1 protein-coding gene and 1 pseudogene are annotated in these 2,455 nt (G+C 26.0%); both read left to right on the top strand.

Features of this window, described 5'->3' with window-relative positions; translation table 11 throughout:
• Nucleotides 1-118: pseudogene (locus HMPREF1871_RS06505) on the top strand (nucleoside triphosphate hydrolase); the annotation flags it as partial.
• A 376-nt stretch (nt 119-494) separates the two neighbouring features.
• Nucleotides 495-2,455, top strand: a 1,961-nt coding sequence (locus tag HMPREF1871_RS04185; protein ID WP_066130381.1) for a hypothetical protein, incomplete at its 3' end; no start/stop codon positions are given.

Raw genomic sequence — 2,455 nt, 5'->3', positions numbered from 1 at the left:
CGAGTGGGAAATTATAGGTGGAAAATGGTACTATTTCGACATTAATGGTTATATGTTAGTAGACACAATCACACCAGACGGTTACTATATAGACACAGACGGAGCGTGTATTAATTAAAGTAAAAAAATAAATTAAACTATAAAAAATTATAAAAAAAGAATAAGAAAAAAAATAACAAAGAACTGATCCTCTAAAGTTAGGTTTAAAACTAACAAAAGAGGATTAGTTTTTTTTATAAAAAAACAACATACCAAGAAAAAAAGAAATAATTTTAAAATTTACAAATTGAAAGAAACTTTAAATCAACATAAAACAACAAAGAACACTATTAAAAAGTTTCACATGAAACAAAAAAACAAAGTTTGATTAATATAAGAATATATTATATAATGAAGAAGAAAAACACCAAAATAAAGATAATTAAAAAATTATAATAAGAATATATTTTATAATTTAACAAAAAATTAAAATAAAGATAAAAAAGGAGAAAAAAATGAAAAGATTTAAGAAATTATTGTGTATGAGTTCTGCAGTATTTACTATAGTTTGTCCTATGAATTCTTTTAATGCAAAAGCAGAAGAGGTAGTTCAAAATCAAAGTGAGGATAATATATTGAATGTACCTGAAGGATATAATGATTTAAAAGAAATGGTAAAATTTATGATTGGTTTTAAATGTGAAAATGATCCTTCGAGAGATAAATGCGAAAAAGATGAATATAAAAGACTTACTCACGTACAAGGAGATATTTTAATAGGAGAGGATTCAGAAGATAGCGAAATAAAAAAAGCTAAATTAAACGACACTATAACATTCACAGGGACATTAGATGTAAATGTTATAAAAGAAGCAATGGGATTTGCGACTATAGGGTGGCCTTATGGAAGAATAATTAATCCAAGCAGTACCTTTGTGTTAAAATTTACTCTTGATGATAAAATGTACTTTGATAAAAAACCTACAATGGATAATATTAAATTAATAGGGGCAAAAAATAAAGCAGGAGAAGATATTTTTAAAATATCAAAAGTAGAATCTACCGACAAAGAGCTAACAGTAACTATGGATTTTGTTGATCCAGTAATGCTTAAAGCAAAAAAAGAAAATAAAATATATATAGTAAAAGAACTAGATTATGCTCTTAATAGTATGGATAAGATATTAAAAATAGATATTCCAAATGTAAAATTTGATACAAAAAATAATGATGAAGCAAAAAGAGCAAAAAAAGGAGATACATTAACTGTCCGTGGTAAAGTTTATGGAAATTATAAAATGGACAGAATAACAGCAGCTCACTACGACCCTCGTTTAAGCGGAATGGAATATGATTACATGGCACATCCTGAAAAAATAGAAAAATTTCAAAAAATATTACCAAAAGAATATGAGGAATATATAAAAAATAGAGATGCCCATATAAAAACAGTAAATGAGCTAAAAGAACTTGCTAAAGAAGTGAAAGAATATAGAGATAAATTGGTAAAATGGAGTCAAGGAAAAGAAGAATTTCAAAAAAAAGTAAGTAGATATGATAATTTTACCCCATACACAATAGACCAATCAAATGAAGAAGATTTTGTTTTTCCTGAAAATCATTTCGATATGATAACAAAAAATCTATATAATAGAATATACCAACATGACGGTGGAGATGATTTTATAAGAAAAAATAAAAAAGAATATGCCAAAACATTAGCAGGTGAAGTTTATATCTTAGGAAATACTTTTGGTGGTCTTGTAGGAGATTATGATTATAAGGTTAAAAGTGATGCTGAACGTATAAAAACACAAGAAGAAAATTATAAAAAATTAAAAGAAAAAGAAAAAAATAAAACTATAAATGAAAAAGAAAAAAAATCATTACAAAGATTAAACGAATGGAAAGAAAAATGGGAGCAAAAACAAAAAGCGGATTTAAAATACTTACAAGATAATAAAAAATTAATAGACGAAATCCGTCCTATTACAGAAAAAATTAGTAAAATCCGTCACAGTTACAGTAATGAAAATGACAGTACACAAATTATAGATAAATTATCTAGTGAAGAATATAAATCAAGATCAAATATAACTTCACTTTTAAGAGAAACTTTTGCATTAGAAGAAATATATAGAGATTATAAAGACAATAACGGAAAAGTTTATGGCGGAATAAAATATGACCCTAAAGACGGAGCTAATGCAACAGATTTAGAAAAATTATTTATGAGCTGGGATTCTCTTCAATCAGAAAAAGGAAAAGATTTTGCGTTAAAAAATGACAAAAATAATGAAAACATTCAGTTTACTTTAACTATACCATATGATGTTAACTATAAATTCCAGTCAGCAGATGGAAAAACCTTACCAGAAGAAGTTGCAAAATTACTACCAAAATCATACGAAATAGAAAAAGGACAAGCAGCGTATGTAAACGAAGTAGAAAAAAATGAAAAACTAGGATTTGAAGA

This window comes from Gemelliphila asaccharolytica, assembly GCF_001553005.1.
In the GTDB taxonomy this organism is placed as follows: domain Bacteria; phylum Bacillota; class Bacilli; order Staphylococcales; family Gemellaceae; genus Gemelliphila; species Gemelliphila asaccharolytica.
The sequence above is the reverse complement of the archived record's forward strand: the minus strand, read 5'-3'. Positions and strand labels throughout refer to the sequence as shown.